Raw genomic sequence first — 14,112 nt, 5'->3', positions numbered from 1 at the left:
CCGCCTCATTTCGGCTGCTTGGGCCGCGGCTCGCAGGAGCCGGTCTTGACGTTGGGCACGGTGTCCGGCGGGCAACATTCTCCACAATTGGTCATCTGCGCGGGATTGCAGCAGCTCCCGTCAAAGGCCATTCCCTGGCTCTTGTCGGAGCAGGGCGTGACACAGGGACTGTTCTTGTCGCCGCCGAGTCTTGTCTGTCCGGCCGGGCAGGCCGCGGGCGGACACATGCCGTAGGGCGCAAAGCCGAAAACCGCCACCTGGTTGGTGTCGTCGCACAGGCACTCGGAGAGCCCGTCCGACTTCAACGCGCCGGGATGGGTGTCCTTCGGGCAATCGCACGAGAACACGTACTTGCTATCGCCGGATCCGGGGTTGGGGACCTGTTGCCAGTGCGGCACCATCGGTTTCGGACAGGTGCAGTAACTGCTCCCTGTGTGGCAGGCATAGGCGCCGGGATCCGTGACCACCAGCGTCCCGTCGCCGGTTTCCACCATGCCCACGCCATATCGATCGTATTGATCCTGATAGACGCCTTTGCCGGAAGGGCTGAAGATCGAGCCGGGACCGCCGATGCCTTGACATTCCGGGTACCTCCACCACTCCATGTAATGTACTTTTTCGCACGTCGCGTTGATCGCGGCGCATGTGGCTTGAACAGGCGGAAGGACCTCGCAATCGCCGCAGGACTGCATGCCAAGCTTTTCCTGCCCCCAGCACAGCGCCTCCTGAAGACATGAGCCGACTTCGGAACCCAATCCAACGGTGCTCTGCTCGCTCTTGCAGGCGCATTTCACGACGTCTGCGGCCGCGCCAACGGCTGCGAGCTCCTTGGAAAGATCGCCGAGAACATTTTCTGCGATCGCGTTGCCAAAGATCGTGTTCAGCTTGCTGACGACTTGGTCGGCGTTGCCCTGCGCCTCTGCGCAGAATTGATTGACCAGGGCTTGCCCTTTCCCCGTGTCCGACCCTGACAAGGCGACGCCGCTGAGTGCTGCGGTCAGTGCAATCGCTGCGTAGCGGCTTGCGTCATTCTCATAGACCGACTTGCACACATATGCGGCGGACAGCGTCCCGATAAAGGCATCCGCGATGTCTTCTGGACTGCAGCCCGCCCGCGCCGGCGACGCCAGCAGAATCATCGCGGCGACGATGGCCGCTCCTTGAACCCGCCAGCGTCCTGCGCGCCCCATGATCCGCCCCTCTGTCGCATCAACGTGGCCGTTCTTTTCAATGTGGCCGTTCTTCTCAATTCCAGCCTTGCGCTAGATCAACAGAGGCGACGGCAGCCGCGCCATCAACCGACTGCGCCAACCAGCGCCATCAGGATCGACACCTCATGACCGCACAACCGCCATTCTGCAAAGCTGTTCGTCGTGCCCGCCGCTCATCGACCGGCCAAGGTGGAATGCGCCTCCGCACCAGTCCTGCCCACCCATGCGCGGTTTCCTCCCTTGGAGGCTTTCGGACGCCGGCCGCCCGAATATGCCGCGCCGTCAATCATGCGGCCGGCATCCGAACCCTTCACAAAAGCGGCAATCGTCTGCCGGGCACGAATCTGTCGCTATACTCTCGAGATCGGGCGAATTACCAAAAGCGCCGGCAGTCAGAATCTCAGATCTCTTGGGCTGCGGCGAGAACCCACGCGATTGCGGGTGATTTGGCCGACGGGCGCGGTCCGCTTACGCCTGTCCAGTCCTCTCGCGAAAAATATTCATCTTTCTTTTTTTCGGAAATCGTGCATACTCCGCCCCGTCCTGCCCCACGAGAGGGACGTACGCGTCGTCACGGACGTCGGGTGCGGGATGCGATGGCCGCGATGATGTTGCAGTGCGCATTCGCGCACCGACGAACGGTGTCATGCGGACGGCGAAGTCGTGTGGTCCTGGCGCCCCGATGCTGGCGTCAAGGTCGCGGGAGCCGATGAGGCCTGCGGCCGACAGGGGCAAGAAAGCCGGTCCCTGGGGAGATCACGAAGTAAGTCGCAAAACATCGCGCAGGGAAGGCCGGATGTTCGGCCCGTACCTGTGGTGACTACCGCGTGCTTGTTGCACGCAACCACGGGTGCGGTCGGCACCCGGCCTTCCCTGCGCCCTCTCATGTTTTCGAGGGCGGATGATTGCGCAAAGCTCGGGCCCATGAGGCCGCGAGAATGCGGATGCTCGTCCTCATGCTGTTTGAGACGTGAAGCTTGATGATGGCTTGATGCACGGCCTGATGAGAGCCGCTGCATACTCCGATGCTCGCTGCCTGATCATGGCACGTCGTCATTGCGAGCGCGGCGAAGCAATCCAGGCTGCCGCCGCTGAGAGATCCAGGGTCGCTTCGCTACGCTCGCAATGACGGAGGAGAGAGATTGTCTCTCTCTGTGCTCATGTGCGCGATGCGCCACGGGCAGCGAACGAGTCGCGATATTTGTCGTTCGTAGGGTGGGCAGAGGCGCATGGCGAGCTGGCTGCGCCAAGCGCATCTGTTGCGTGGCGCCGTGCCCACCGTTCGAACCACGCGCTCGTATCTATGACGGTGGGCACGTCACGATCCGCGACGCTGGCGCGTCGCCGATCGCGCCTTTGCCCACCCTACGATTTCAATCGAGCCGCTTGATCGCGAGCACGTCGCTGCCGCCGGCCCGGATGCGCGCGATTGCGCCGCGCGTCGGCTCGATCCGCGTAGCCATATGGAAGGCGTTGGCGTGGACGATCGTGTCGGCATCGCGCACGATCGCAACGTGGCCCTTCCAGAAGATGAGATCGCCGCGACGAAGCTGCGCACGTTCTTGGTCATCGAGCACGCGCCCGAGCGCTGCGAGCTGCATGTCGCTGTCGCGCGGGCACTCCATGCCTGCAGCATTCAGCGCGACCTGCACCAGGCCGGAGCAGTCGATGCCGAGGCTGCTCTTGCCGCCCCACAAATAGGGCGTACCGACGAAGCGCTCCGCGACGGCAACATAGTCGTGCTCGATCGCATCCAGCGACGTGACGTGCTGTTGCGGGACGAACCAGCCCTCCGCCGTCACCACGAAGCTGGCCTCCTCGCGCGTCACGGCGATGGTCGATCCCATGAGCAGCGTCTCGACCGGCGGCAGCTTGATCGACGGACCGGGGAACGCGAAACTGCGCAGCACACTGATCTTGTGCGTCGATGCTGCCGCAGGCGCCGCCAGCGCCGACTCCGGCAGCCAGCCGACATAGCCGTCGGCTGCGAGCTGGCCCCAGGCCCAGCCCTCGCCGTTGCGATCATAGATCGTGACGCGCTCGCCCCTCAGCGCCTGCGTCGCCAGCTCGGCGCCGGAGAACGGCTGCTGGCGCAGCGGGGCGATGGAATCGGCGACCACCAGCATCTCGCCCTCGACGAAGCGCGCGGCCGTCACCTGGCCTTCGAGATGCTTGGCCGCGATGTCGCCGCGCGCGGGCGTGAGGCGCGGATCAGCCATAGCGTTCGCTCAGAAGCTTGTAGAGCGCGCGTGCGGCCTGGCACTCGCCGCCTTCGGGCCGGCCCGGCTTGGCCGACGGCGTCCAGGCGAAGATGTCGAGATGCAGCCAGCTCCTCGCGTGCTCGACGAAACGCTGCAGGAACAGCGCGCAGGTGATCGAGCCGGCGAAGCCGCCGGACGGCGCGTTGTTGATGGTCGCGACCTTGGAGTCGAGCCAGCTGTCGTAGGGCGCCCATAGCGGCATGCGCCACAGCGGATCGTTCTCGGCGGCCGCGCAGCGCGCGACGTCGGCGGCGAGCGCTTCGTCCTGGGTGTAGAATGGCGGCAAATCGGGACCGAGCGCGACGCGCGCCGCGCCGGTCAGCGTGCCCATGTCGATCAGCAGGTCGGGCTTGTCCTCGTCGGCCAGCGCCAGCGCGTCAGCCAGGACCAGCCGGCCCTCGGCATCGGTGTTGCCGATCTCGACCGTGATGCCCTTGCGCGAGGGAAACACGTCGAGCGGACGGAAGGCGTTGCCGGCGACCGCGTTCTCGACCGCTGGAATCAGCACGCGCAGATGCAGCTTGAGCTTGGCATCCATCACCATCTGCGCCAGCGCCAGCACGTTGGCGGCGCCGCCCATGTCCTTCTTCATCAGGAGCATGCTGCTCGACGGCTTCAGGTCGAGCCCGCCGGTGTCGAAGCAGACGCCCTTGCCGACCAGGGTCACCTTGGGATGCGATGGATCGCCCCAGACGAGCTCGATCAGGCGCGGCGCGCGGGTCGAGGCGCGGCCGACGGCATGGATCAGCGGATGGTTCTGGCGCAGCAGATCGTCGCCGACGACGCTGCTGAAGCGGGCGCCGAAGCGGTCGGCGAGCTGCTTTGCAGCGGCCTCGAGCTCCTCGGGCCCCATGTCGTTGGACGGCGTGTTGACGAGGTCGCGCGCCAATGTCGCCGCGTCGGCAAGTCGGTTCAGCTCGGCGGCGTCGACGCCATCCGGCGGAACGAGGCGAACCTCCGGCGTCTCGGTCTTGCGGTAGCGGCCGAAGCGGTAGCTGCCGAGCGCGAAGGCGAGCGCCGCCAGCCGCGCATCATGGGGAGCATTGGCAAAGCGGTAGGTGCCGGCGGGCAGCAGGCCGGGCAGGGCGCCGGGCCGGAACAGATCGCGGTGCCCGGCGTCGTCGTCCTCGATGCCGAACAGCACCTGCGCGATGCGGCCGTCGGCGGCGGGCAGCGCCAGATAGCTGCCGGGCTTGGCGGTGTAGACGTTGGCCTCGGCGAAGTTGCGCGCTTCAGCCGACAGGCTCTCCTTGATCCCCGGCCAGCTCGCCTTCGTCACGAAGGTGATCGGGATGGCGGACGTTGTGGAGGCGGTCTCGAACATCGACGGCATGCCTAATGGTTCCCTAACTGGCGCGCGGCAGCCAGACTTCGCAGAGTTTGAAGGCCGCTGCAATCGCGCCGGCCGCATCGCCTGCAAGCCGACGCAAATGTGACGGCTGCGCCTGGAACACGCCATTAACCGGCTGTTAGCGTTAACAGTTTATTGCTGGCGCGTTCAATTCGCCCGTTCGAGTCCAAGTGACATGCGTCAAGCGCCTCCCATTCCCCGGCTCCTCGCGTCCGTTGCCATCGCCGCGCTCGTTGCTGCGGGCCTCGGCGGCTGCCAGACTATGTCCGACGTCACGGGCTCGCTGCGCAGCCGGGCCGAGCCGCCGCCGCCCGCGACCCCGCAGCGCGCGGTCGAGGTCTATGGCGAGCGCTACCGCGCCAACCCGAAGGATGCGGCCATCGCGCTCGCCTACGGCCAGGCGCTGCGCAACAACGGCCAGCGCGAGCAGGCGGTCGCCGTGCTCGAGCAGGCCACGCTCGCCAACGCCGGCAACAAGACCGTGCTCGCGGCCTACGGACGTGCACTCGCCGACAACGGCAATTTCAAGCTGGCGTTCGACGTGCTGTCGCGCGCGCACTCGCCCGACAATCCCGATTGGAAGCTGCTGTCGGTGCAGGGCACCGTCTTGGACCAGATGGGCCGCCACGACGAGGCGCGGCGCTATTACGACAGCGCGCTGAAGATCGTGCCGGGCGAGCCCTCGGTGCTGTCCAATCTCGGCCTGTCCTACATGCTGACGCGGGAGCTCCCGAAGGCCGAGGAGGTGCTGCGCCAGGCCTACGGCTCGCAGCGGGCGGACGCGCGGGTGCGCCAGAACCTCGCCCTCGTCGTCGGCCTGCAGGGACGCTTCGCGGAGGCCGAGCAGATCGCACGGGCCGATCTGCCGCCGGACGAGGCCGCCGCCAACGTCGCCTATCTCAAGCAGATGATTCAGGGGCAGAGCCAAGGCAAGGGCAAGGCGCGCAACGCGGCGCCGATGGCCGCGCTCAACCAGCCGGACTGACGGCGTGCCCTATCGTGTCGCGCCTGTGAGCAGGCGGCGGCATGTGTCGACGAACACGTCGGCGCCGGTGACGATGTCGGCGTCGGCGGTATTCTCGGTCCAGTGATGGCTGATGCCGCCGATCGACGGCACGAACAGCATGCCGGCCGGCATGATGGTGGCCAACACCTGCGCGTCGTGCCCGGCGCCGCTCGGCATCCGCAGCGACTTGCCGCCGGCGAGATCGCGGCTGGCGGCCTCGATCGCATCCTGGAACGTGCCGTCCATCATGGCCGGTGCACCGGTGCGGATGCGCTCGACCCCGACCTGACAGGGACCTGCTTCGGACGCCTGCGTGGCCATCTCACGCAGCAGCTGTTCGAGCCGGTCGACCACGGCGGCATTGTCGTCGCGGATCTGGAACAGCATCTCGGCCTGGCCGGGGATGATGCTCGGTGCGCCCGGATCGAGCGTGATGCGTCCCGTGGTCCACACCGTGCGCGGGCCGCAGGCGGCCGGAAAGCGCGCATCGATCGCGACACAGAACTTGGCGAGCGCGAGCCCGGCATCCTTGCGCACCGCCATCCGCGTCGTGCCGGCATGGTTCTGCTCGCCGGTGAAGGTGATGCGGTATTGCCAGATGCCGACGATCGAGGTGACGACACCGATCTTGAGCCCGCTCGCCTCGAGCGTGTCGCCCTGCTCGATATGAGCTTCGAGATAGCCGATATGCCGGCCGCGCTCGGCCTGCAGGCGCGGCCGTCCGGCGAGGCCCATCTCGGCAAGCGCCTCGCGCATCGTGCGCGGGCTGCTGCGGTCGCGGGCAGCATCGATGTCGGCCTCGCTGACGTCGCCGACATAGGACCGGCTGCCGAGCATGCTGCCGAAGTGGCCCTCCTCGTCGCACCAGGAGGCGACCTCCACCGCACCGTTGATGGACGGGTCTGGATTGAGCACGCGCGCCGCCTCCAGCGCGTAGATGACGCCGAGCGGGCCGTCGAGCCAGCCGGCCTGATTCTGGCTCTCGAGATGCGATCCGGCCAGCAGCTTGGGGCCCGGCTTGGCGCTGGTGCCGAGCACATTGCCGATGCCGTCGATATCAGGCGTGAGCTGCGCGTCGGGCAGGCGCTCGGCGAGCCAGGCCAGCGACTGACGATGGGCCTCAGAGAACGTCGGCCGGTGTACGCCGGTCTTGTAGGTGCCGAAGGCACGCAGCGCGTTCAGATCGGCCAGAACGCGGGCGCCGTCGGCGCGGCGGAGCTTGTCGGACATCAGGCGGAGACCTCGATCATGCTCCGCCTAGCTTCCAGGGTAGAGCCGCGACCGCAAGCGAAATTTCTCGCGAGCGGTCTACGTCTACTGCATGGCCGCGACCTTGATGCCGGTCGGTCCCAGAATGACCACGAACAGCACCGGCAGGAAGAACAGGATCATCGGCACCGTCAGCTTCGGCGGCAGCGCCGCGGCCTTCTTCTCGGCCTCGTTCATGCGCATATCGCGATTTTCCTGCGCCATCACGCGCAGCGACTGCCCAAGCGGCGTGCCGTATCGCTCCGATTGCTGGAGCGCGAGACAGACCGACTTCACGCCCTCCAGGCCGGTGCGGCGGGCGAGGTTCTCATAGGCGACCTTGCGGTCTTGCAGGTAGGAGAGCTCCGCGGTGGTCAGCGTGAACTCCTCCGACAACGCGATCGACTGGCTCGAGATCTCGATCGCCACCCGGCGGAAGGCGGCCTCGATCGACATGCCGGACTCGATGCAGATCAGCAGCAGGTCGAGCGCGTCGGGAAACGCGCGCTTGATCGACAACTGCCGCTTGGAAATCGCGTTGCTGAGGAACAGCATCGGAGCCTGCAGTCCGAGATAGGCCATGCCGACGCAGATGCCGATCTTGACCGGCATCGATTTCTGCAGATGCGCGATCACGAAGACGTACAGCACGGAGCCGACGAACAGCACCAGCGGCGTCACCATGCGCGCGAACAGGAAAGTGATGTAGGGCGCCTGGCCGCGGTAGCCCGCCATGATGAGCTTCTCGCGGGCCGCTTCCTGGGCGAGCCATTTGGTGAGGTTGAAATCCTCCACGACACGAGAGATGAGCTGCTTCGGCGTCTGCCGCAGCGAGACCTTCTCGCCGGCGTTCAACCGCTCGCGCTCACGCTGCTTGATCCGCTCGCGTTCGCTGGCGACCGCCTTCATGCGCTTGTTCAGGTTTTCGCCCGCGAACAGCGGCATGATCAGCGTATAGACGGTGGCCGTCGCCGCGATGGCGGCGAAGAACATCGTCATGAAGTGCGGGTCGTGCAGCTTGGTGACCAGAAAGTCGACCATGGTCCACCTCAGAAATCGAAATTGATCATCTTCTTCATGACCAGGATGCCCATCGACATCCAGATCACGCAGCCGACCAGCATCAGCTGGCCGGTCGGATGGGTCCAGAGCAGCGAGATGTAGTCGGGCGTGCTCAGATAGACCAGCAGCATCACGATCGGCGGCAGCGATCCGATGATGCCCGCGGAGGCCTTGGCTTCCATCGACATCGCCTGGATCTTCTCGCTCATCTTCTTGCGGTCGCGCAGCACCTTCGAGAGGTTGCCGAGAGCCTCGGAGAGGTTGCCGCCCGACTTCTGCTGGATCGCGATGACGATGCCGAAGAAGTTGGCTTCCGGCAGCGGCATACGCTCATACAGCCGCGCACAGGCCTCGCCGAGCGGCATGCCGATCGCCTGGGTCTCGATGATCGCGAGGAACTCGCTGCGCAAGGGCTCCGGCGCATCGGCGGCGACGACCTTGATCGATTCGAACAGCGGCAGGCCCGCCTTGATGCCGCGCACGATCACGTCGACGGCGTCCGGCAATGCTGCCAGGAATTTCTTCTCGCGCCGCTTCTTGAGGTAGCCGAGGATCCAGCGCGGCAAACCGAGACCTGCAGCGAAGCCGAGCCCGAGCGCGCCGAGCGGGCCGCCACCGGCGAAGAAGGCGACCGCGCAGACGACGAAGCCGAGGACGCCGGAAACGATCCAGAACTTCTGCACGGTCCAGTCGAGCCCAGCCTGCGAAATCCGCATATTCAGCGGGACTTTGCTCTGCTTCTGGGCCTTCGCCTCGAGATCCTTCAGCGACGACTCGACCTGCTCGCGGCGCGAGCGCTGACTGCGTTCGGCCTGGCGGACCACCGGCTCGGACTTGGCGACGGTGCTGCGCCGCTGCTCGGCCTTCCGCTCACCCGACAGCAGGGGATAAAGGAACACCCAGGCGATGCCGCCGATGGCGGTGGCGGCGAGGAAGGCAAGGGCGAGAGCCTGAAGCTTCATGGGGTCTCTCCTCAGTCCTTGCTCGCGACTTCGGCGGCGTCGAGTGCAGCCGCAAGCCGCTTCTCTTCGCCGTAGTAGCGCGCACGCTCCCAGAACCGCGGCCGACCGATTCCGGTCGAGCGGTGGCGCCCGATGATCTTGCCGTTCGCGTCCTCGCCGATCATGTCGTAGAGGAAGATGTCCTGGGTGATGATGGTGTCGCCTTCCATGCCCATCACCTCGGTGATGTGCGTGATGCGGCGGGAGCCGTCGCGCAGGCGCGCCGCCTGGACGATGACGTCGATCGAAGCGCAGATCATCTCACGGATGGTCCGCGACGGCAGCGAGAAGCCGCCCATCGTGATCATGGATTCGCAGCGGGACAAGGCTTCGCGCGGGTTGTTGGCGTGCAGCGTGCCCATCGATCCGTCGTGACCGGTGTTCATGGCCTGCAGCAGGTCGAAGGCCTCGGGTCCGCGGACCTCGCCGACGATGATGCGTTCGGGTCGCATACGCAGGCAGTTTCTCACCAGCTCGCGCATCGTCACCTGGCCTTCGCCTTCGATGTTGGGCGGCCGGGTTTCGAGGCGCACCACGTGTGGCTGCTGCAGCTGGAGCTCGGCGGCGTCCTCGCAGGTAATGACGCGCTCGTCGTGATCGATGTAATTGGTCAGACAGTTCAACAGCGTGGTCTTGCCCGAACCGGTACCGCCGGAGATCAGCACGTTGCAGCGGACGCGGCCGATGATCTGCAGGATCTCCGCGCCCTCCGGCGAGATCGCGCCGAACTTGACCAGCTGATCGAGCGTCAGCTTGTCCTTCTTGAACTTACGAATGGTGAGCGCGGGGCCGTCGATCGCAAGCGGCGGAACGATGGCGTTGACGCGCGAGCCGTCGGCGAGACGCGCGTCGCAGATCGGCGAGGATTCGTCGACACGGCGGCCGACCTGGCTGACGATGCGCTGGCAGATGTTCAGGAGCTGCTGGTTGTCGCGGAACCGGATGCCCGTGCGCTGGATCTTGCCGTTGACTTCGATAAAGACCGTACCGGCGCCGTTGACCATGATGTCGGCGATGTCGTCGCGCGACAGCAGCGGCTCCAGCGGGCCATAGCCGAGCACGTCGTTGCAGATATCGTCGAGCAGCTCTTCCTGCTCGGCGATCGACATCACGATATTCTTGATCGCGATGATCTCATTGACGATGTCGCGGATTTCCTCGCGCGCGGATTCGCCGTCGAGCTTGGCCAGCTGAGCGAGATCGATCGCTTCGATCAGCGCCCCGAAGATCGTCGCCTTGACCTGATAGTAACTGTCCGAACGCCGGGCCTCGACAACCGGTGGCGGCGGCGGCGGAGCCTGCCGGGTCGGAGCCAGAGGTGGCGACGGCACGGCCGGAGACGCCGCGCGTGGTGCTGCCGGCGCCGGCTCGGGCGCTGGCGCAGCCGGCCTGAGGGTCCTGGTATCGTTGTCCAATCCGCTACGCTTACCAAACACGACTTAGAACTCCACGCGTGCCTACTTCGCCCTCAGCTTGTCCAGCAGAGGCGACAGGAAGGAGCCTTTCGGCTTCTTGGTCTCGCTGCGGCCGGTGAGCCGCTGCGCAATCTGGAGAAACATCTCCGTCGTCCGATGACTGGGAGACATTTCCGCAATCATCTGGCCGTTGTTGGCGGCGGCGCCGAAGATCTGCGGCTCGAACGGGATCGTCGCGATCGGCGGGCTTTCGATCGCCTTGGCGAACTCGCTCGCATTGATCTCGGGCCGCTTGGGAACGCCGACCTGGTTCAGGCAGTAGAGCGGCATGCGATCGTTCGGCCGGGCGGCCTTGAGGAGATCGAACATGTTCTTGGTGTTGCGTAGCGAGGCGAGATCCGGCGCCGCGACGATCAGGATGTCGTCCGCGGAGATCAGCGCCCGCTTGGTCCAGCCTGCCCATTGATGCGGAACGTCGAGCACGATGCAGGGCATCGAGGCCCGCAGCGTGTCGAAGACCGCATCGAATGCCTCGGCGCCGAAATCGTAGACCCGGTCGAGCGTCGCGGGCGCGGCCAGCAGGCTCAGATGATCGGTGCATTTCGACAACAGCCGGTCCATGAAGGCGATGTCGATCCGGTCCGGCGAGAACACCGCGTCCGCGATGCCCTGCGCGGGATCCTGGTTGTAGTCGAGGCCGGCGGTGCCGAACGCCAAATCAAGGTCGGCCACGACGGAATCCATCGACAGGTTGCGCGCGATCGCCCAGGCGATGTTATGGGCGAGGGTCGAAGCTCCGACGCCACCCTTGGCGCCGACGACGGCAATGATGCGCCCGACGGCCTTGGCCTCTGGCGCCGAGAACAGGTTGCAGATCGAGCGGACGACGTCGATCGGCGTCACCGGCGACAGCACATAGTCGCTGACGCCGCGCCGCACCAGCTCGCGATACAGCGTGACGTCGTTGACGCGGCCGATCACGACGACGCGCGTGCCCGGGTCGCAAACCGTGGCGAGCTGATCCAGGCCTGCCAGGATGTCGGTGCGCGCATCCGTCTCCAGGATGATGACGTTCGGGGTCGGTGCCGACCGGTAGGCCTCGATCGCCGCCGCCATGCCGCCCATCTGAACCTTCAGATGCGCCTTGCCGAGGCGCCGGTCCTCACCGGCGGCCTGAACCGTCGCGGCGGTTTCCACCGTCTCACAGAACGCCTGCACGGACACGCGCGGCGCGGGCGCGATGTGATCGTCGGCCGGCGGCGGCACGACGTCAGGCTGCTCCTCTTGGGTCTGTCGGGCGTAGCTGATCATTTGCCTGTGTCGCTGAGTTTGGCCTTGTCGGCCTCTGGATACGTGATCGCGGTTGATTGTCCCTTGCGATATTTGTCGAACAACGCCGTGCGCCGGGTGGTATAGGACGGCGTTTCGGATCGCGGCTGCACGAGATCAGACGGGTTTGCGACCATTGCCGCCATGTTGCGCTGGTAGGCGCAGCCGTAGTTCCAGTCAGGCTTGTTGTCGAACCAGTTCTTGTTCTTGATCGACGGCCCGAGGTCGTCCGGCCAGACGCCGCAGGGCCCGACCGTGGCCGACATTTTAGGATAGCTCAGCCGGATCGCGGCCATCTGGCGCGGGTCCTTCGGCTGATAATTGCGTACGGTGATGCCGTGCGGCGGAACGCCGGCGGCGGCAAGCAGGGAGTGGATCTCCCGCATCGAGTCGGCGGCCGCCCGTGCATTGGGGGTGCCGCTCGGCACGTCGGCGCTGATCGCGCCCGTGCCTTGGCGAATCCAGCCCTGGGCCAGTCCCATCACGTCGGCGCGCTGCTCGGCGGTCAGGCCGCCACGGCCCTGGCCGACGAAGACCACCAGGGAGTCCGGGGCCTCCTGGATCGCAATCGGGTGGCGCAGCCGGTAGTCGTCCGGGATGCTCGCCGTGGTGGCAGCGTCTCTGGTGTAGTTGCAGGCGCCGAGCAGGGCTGCGGCTCCGGCGAGCGCTGCGGCAAGGGGCAGGCGGCGGTATCGAGCGGGGCTGGATGTGATGGTCATCGTTGCAGGTCCTTGTCCCGGCTCAGTCCGTGATGAAGCCATAGGTGCCGCGATAGTTGCGTCCGGGTTCGGCCCGGCCGGGTACGCCGTAGATGCGGTTGATGCTGCCCAGGAGATCGGCCTGGGGGTCGGACGCGGCCGCGAAGCCGTCGTCAGGGCGGGAGAGATCCTTCTGTGCCACGGCGCGGACGACGAACGGCGTCACCAGAACCATCAGTTCGGTCTGGTTGTTGACGTAGTCGCGGCTGCGGAACAGCGCGCCGAGGACCGGCAGCTGCATCAGGCCCGGCATGCCGCTGATCGCCTGCTTGGTCTGCTGCTGGATCAGGCCGGCCATCGCCATGGCGCCGCCGGAGGGAATTTCCAGCGTGGTCTCGGCACGCCGGGTCTTGATCGAAGGAACCGTCAACGAGTTGACCGTCGTCGAGCTGACGGCTTGCGACAGCGTGATCGAGTTCTCGTTTGAGAGCTCCGAGACCTCGGTCATCACCCGCATCGAGATCCGGCCCTCGCTGAGCACGACGGGCGTGAAGTTGAGCGAGATGCCGAACTTCTTGAAGCTGATCTGCGTCGTACAGACATGGGTCGTCGGATCGCAGGAGTAGCCGGCAGGAACCGGAAACTCGCCGCCGGCGATGAAGGTCGCGGACTCGCCCGAGATGGCGGTCAGATTGGGTTCCGCGAGGGTACGGATCACGCCCGCGTTCTCCATCGCGCGCAGCGTCGCCTGCACCGTCGGGGCCGCTCCGAACGCTGCGCTCACGGCATTGTTCGAGACCAGATTGCTGCCATAGGCCGTGAACGGATTGGAGTTGGCGAATTTGACGACGGCCGTTCCATAGTTGAGCTGGCCGGACAGATCGATGCCGAGCTGCTTGACGATCGAGCGCTGCACCTCGGCGACCGTCACCTTCAGCATGACCTGGTCGCGGCCGCGCACGGTGATCGAGTTGACGACCTTGTCGGCGCCGCCGGCGAGCCGGGCGGCGAGTTCGCCGGCCTGCTGGGCTTCGATCTGGCTCGACGCCGAGCCGGTCAGCACGATGCTGTCGGCGAGGCCTTCGATCTGGATATCGGCATTCGGCAGCAACTGCTTCAGCGCCGCCCGCGCGCCGTTCAGGTCGCGCTTGACCGCGATGTCGTAGGCCGCGATCTGCTGGCCCTGCGCGTCGAAGAAGACGATATTGGTCTGGCCGATCGCCGCACCGATGATGTAAGCGCGCTGGGCGGAGCGCACGACGGCATTCGCGATCTTCGGATCGGCGACGAGAACGTCCTTGATGTCGCGCGGCAGATCGATGACGACGGACTTGCCGATGCCGAGCGCAAGGAAGCGTGCATTGATCTGGCCGTCCGCGGCGGCTGCGGTCGCCGGGCGGTAGTCTGCCGCGATCACCGGCGCGATCGCCGGATTGAGGGTCAGCGCAGCGGCGGCCGAAAACGACAGCGCGCGGACCAACAGGGTCCGCATCTTCCGCTGATTTTCGCTGCAGGTCATCTTGGTGGTCC

The 14,112-nt window shown here is 66.0% G+C and carries 11 protein-coding genes; 1 reads left to right on the top strand and 10 read right to left on the bottom strand.

The window, feature by feature from the left end:
* Nucleotides 1–5 precede the first annotated feature (5 nt).
* From QX051_RS06285 to QX051_RS06275, 3 genes are all read right to left on the bottom strand, one after another.
* The gene (locus QX051_RS06285; protein ID WP_315775484.1) at nt 6–1,190 is read right to left on the bottom strand and encodes a hypothetical protein; all 1,185 of its coding nucleotides are present in this window, start codon (nt 1,188–1,190) and stop codon (nt 6–8) included.
* 1,394 nt (nt 1,191–2,584) lie between these two features.
* Nucleotides 2,585–3,430 carry a C40 family peptidase gene (locus tag QX051_RS06280; protein ID WP_315775483.1) on the bottom strand — a complete coding sequence of 282 codons (846 nt, stop codon included), beginning with the start codon at nt 3,428–3,430 and terminating at the stop codon, nt 2,585–2,587.
* On the bottom strand, nt 3,423–4,805 hold the full coding sequence (locus QX051_RS06275) for a leucyl aminopeptidase family protein (protein WP_315775482.1): 1,383 nt from the start codon (nt 4,803–4,805) through the stop codon (nt 3,423–3,425). The genes QX051_RS06280 and QX051_RS06275 overlap by 8 nt, the downstream gene beginning before the upstream one ends.
* Before the next feature lie 193 nt (nt 4,806–4,998).
* Here QX051_RS06275 and QX051_RS06270 point away from each other — a divergent pair, with 193 nt between their 5' ends.
* Nucleotides 4,999–5,808 (top strand): tetratricopeptide repeat protein, encoded by an 810-nt coding sequence (locus tag QX051_RS06270; RefSeq protein ID WP_315775481.1) that lies wholly within the window; start codon nt 4,999–5,001, stop codon nt 5,806–5,808.
* Nucleotides 5,809–5,817: 9 nt separating this feature from the next.
* Here the strand turns inward: QX051_RS06270 and QX051_RS06265 are convergent, their stop codons facing one another.
* The 7 genes from QX051_RS06265 to QX051_RS06235 all read right to left on the bottom strand — a co-directional run bounded on the left by QX051_RS06265 (nt 5,818) and on the right by QX051_RS06235 (nt 14,101).
* Entirely contained in the window at nt 5,818–7,059 is a 1,242-nt protein-coding gene (locus tag QX051_RS06265) for a Zn-dependent hydrolase (RefSeq protein WP_315775480.1), read from the bottom strand.
* 84 nt (nt 7,060–7,143) lie between these two features.
* On the bottom strand, nt 7,144–8,118 hold the full coding sequence (locus QX051_RS06260; RefSeq protein WP_315775479.1) for a type II secretion system F family protein: 975 nt from the start codon (nt 8,116–8,118) through the stop codon (nt 7,144–7,146).
* An 8-nt stretch (nt 8,119–8,126) separates the two neighbouring features.
* Nucleotides 8,127–9,101 carry a type II secretion system F family protein gene (locus tag QX051_RS06255; protein ID WP_315734628.1) on the bottom strand — a complete coding sequence of 325 codons (975 nt, stop codon included), beginning with the start codon at nt 9,099–9,101 and terminating at the stop codon, nt 8,127–8,129.
* Nucleotides 9,102–9,112: 11 nt separating this feature from the next.
* The gene (locus QX051_RS06250) at nt 9,113–10,576 is read right to left on the bottom strand and encodes a CpaF family protein (RefSeq protein WP_315734626.1); all 1,464 of its coding nucleotides are present in this window, start codon (nt 10,574–10,576) and stop codon (nt 9,113–9,115) included.
* Between the two features lie 21 nt (nt 10,577–10,597).
* Nucleotides 10,598–11,866, bottom strand: coding sequence for a CpaE family protein (locus QX051_RS06245; RefSeq protein WP_315734624.1), 1,269 nt, complete (start codon nt 11,864–11,866; stop codon nt 10,598–10,600).
* Nucleotides 11,863–12,603: a CpaD family pilus assembly protein gene (locus QX051_RS06240; RefSeq protein WP_315734622.1), complete on the bottom strand. Its 741-nt coding sequence runs from the start codon at nt 12,601–12,603 to the stop codon at nt 11,863–11,865. The genes QX051_RS06245 and QX051_RS06240 overlap by 4 nt, the downstream gene beginning before the upstream one ends.
* A 22-nt stretch (nt 12,604–12,625) precedes the next feature.
* On the bottom strand, nt 12,626–14,101 hold the full coding sequence (locus QX051_RS06235; protein ID WP_315735683.1) for a type II and III secretion system protein family protein: 1,476 nt from the start codon (nt 14,099–14,101) through the stop codon (nt 12,626–12,628).
* Nucleotides 14,102–14,112 lie beyond the last annotated feature (11 nt).

Origin of the sequence: Bradyrhizobium sp. SZCCHNR1053 (genome assembly GCF_032381235.1) — a bacterium.
Lineage (GTDB): Bacteria > Pseudomonadota > Alphaproteobacteria > Rhizobiales > Xanthobacteraceae > Bradyrhizobium.
This window is presented reverse-complemented; position numbering and strand designations above follow the sequence as displayed.

Coding starts and splice junctions, on each gene's coding strand:
- QX051_RS06275 (WP_315775482.1), bottom strand. CDS start 4,805: ATGCCGTCGATGTTCGAGACCGCCTCCACAACGTCCGCCATCCCGATC.
- QX051_RS06280 (WP_315775483.1), bottom strand. CDS start 3,430: ATGGCTGATCCGCGCCTCACGCCCGCGCGCGGCGACATCGCGGCCAAG.
- QX051_RS06260 (WP_315775479.1), bottom strand. CDS start 8,118: ATGGTCGACTTTCTGGTCACCAAGCTGCACGACCCGCACTTCATGACG.
- QX051_RS06240 (WP_315734622.1), bottom strand. CDS start 12,603: ATGACCATCACATCCAGCCCCGCTCGATACCGCCGCCTGCCCCTTGCC.
- QX051_RS06255 (WP_315734628.1), bottom strand. CDS start 9,101: ATGAAGCTTCAGGCTCTCGCCCTTGCCTTCCTCGCCGCCACCGCCATC.
- QX051_RS06245 (WP_315734624.1), bottom strand. CDS start 11,866: ATGATCAGCTACGCCCGACAGACCCAAGAGGAGCAGCCTGACGTCGTG.
- QX051_RS06285 (WP_315775484.1), bottom strand. CDS start 1,190: ATGGGGCGCGCAGGACGCTGGCGGGTTCAAGGAGCGGCCATCGTCGCC.
- QX051_RS06270 (WP_315775481.1), top strand. CDS start 4,999: ATGCGTCAAGCGCCTCCCATTCCCCGGCTCCTCGCGTCCGTTGCCATC.
- QX051_RS06265 (WP_315775480.1), bottom strand. CDS start 7,059: ATGTCCGACAAGCTCCGCCGCGCCGACGGCGCCCGCGTTCTGGCCGAT.
- QX051_RS06235 (WP_315735683.1), bottom strand. CDS start 14,101: ATGACCTGCAGCGAAAATCAGCGGAAGATGCGGACCCTGTTGGTCCGC.